This is a genomic window from Methanosarcina sp. 1.H.T.1A.1, assembly GCF_000979295.1.
Classification (GTDB): Archaea; Halobacteriota; Methanosarcinia; order Methanosarcinales; family Methanosarcinaceae; genus Methanosarcina.
This window is the reverse complement of sequence record NZ_JJQY01000152.1, coordinates 24,461-26,078: the sequence shown is the minus strand read 5'-3', so window position 1 is coordinate 26,078 and position 1,618 is coordinate 24,461. Positions and strand designations below refer to the sequence as shown.

Sequence of the window (1,618 nt, the reverse complement as noted above, 5' to 3'; positions counted from 1 at the left end):
GTCCTCGACTCCGTCATTGTTAACATCCCAGCTCCTCGATGTTGCGTTTTGTGAACAGTCAGTAAAGAGGACTGAAAGGGGAACATCGCCACTGGTGACATTTGTGCTGAAGTCTGCTACAGGCAGTACATCAACTTTTTCCAGCACAGTTATAACAGCAGTTTTTGAATCCGTGCCTTTCAGGTTGCTTACTGTCAGGTTAACAGTATAACTTCCTGCAAGGGAATAAGTATGCGTTGGATTCTGACTTGTTGATGTATTTCCATCTCCAAAGTTCCAATTCCATGAAGTTGGAGACCCGGTACTGGTATCACTAAACTGGACAGTTAATGGGACATTTCCAGATGTTATATTTGAAATGAAATTGGACGAGGGTGGTGGTAGTAATACTGTTATATAATTTACTTTTTGAATGTCATTTGATCCAATTTCATTCGTCACTTTCAACTTAACAGAGTAGTTTCCTGCTTCAGAATAAGTATGCGTTGGATTCTGCTCAGTTGAAGTAGCTCCGTCTCCAAAGTTCCACGACCAGGATGTTGGAAGTCCGGTTGATGTATCTGTGAACGCTATATTCAGTGGCGAAACTCCGGTTGTGTAATCACTGGTGAAACTGGCAACTGGAGCTGTCGGTAGAATTACCGTAATTGTTTTAAGCATCGAATCGCTGGAAACGTCATTTGTTACCGTTAGATTAGCCGTATAAGTTCCCGGTGTTGTATATGTATGAGTAACATTTGCAGTACTACTCTTAGGCGAACCGTCCCCGAAATCAAGCAGTTCAGTGGTCTGGTTGATACTGTAATCCACAAACGTTACGTCTTTCCCAACCAATAAACTATTTGTAGAAACTGTGAACTTTGCAGTTACATTAGAAAATCTGGAGGGTCGCACCCAGGACGAATCACCCAGATCTCCCATGTGATAAAATACTCCGCCTTTACGACTGGTATAATCTAGAATAGATTCCAGTCTCGATTCTGAAGTTTGATATCGTTCATCACCCGTTGGAGTAATCGCATGCCCGTATAACACCAATACGCTCCCTGTTGTTATCGCGTGATCAATCCCATATTCTATGGACTGTAAGCTAACATTAGCACTGTTATCTATTTCAACACCATACAGAAGTCGAGCATTGTCCCAATCATAATAAGCCAGTAGTGTTTCATTGACATTATCATTTACAACATCGGGGACTCCCGTTCTAAGTGTCCGGAAATATGGAGCTAGTATTCTATCAGTAGTTGGAGTTCTATGCGAAAAGGGATATGCTAAGGTATAAACCGGATAACCATAACGGGTGATTTCTACGATGTTCGGGAATATTTCCTGGTCTAGAAACTCTTCAGTAGTGTTATTCTGTAGAAAGTTAACTGAATCTGTGTGGTTATACCCATGTGCAGCTATTTCCCATCCAGCCTCATGAAGTGCATTTAGTTCATCTATTATAGCCTGTGGTCTGTGGCTTACTTTATTTACATTCATAGTGCATGTAGCGTTATACTTTTGGAAAATTGGCAAATGTGTATAACACGTATGAATATTTGCTGCATCGTCCCATGTTAGAACCTGTCTCTTATACACATCTGACGCTGCCGACGAATAGAGAGGTGTA

1 protein-coding gene is annotated in these 1,618 nt (G+C 41.3%); it reads right to left on the bottom strand.

Annotated features, from left to right (window positions below; genetic code table 11):
• On the bottom strand, positions 1-1,587 hold a 1,587-nt coding region (locus EO95_RS16860; protein ID WP_327037176.1), incomplete at its 3' end, for a polysaccharide deacetylase family protein.
• Between the last annotated feature and the right edge of the window lie 31 nt (positions 1,588-1,618).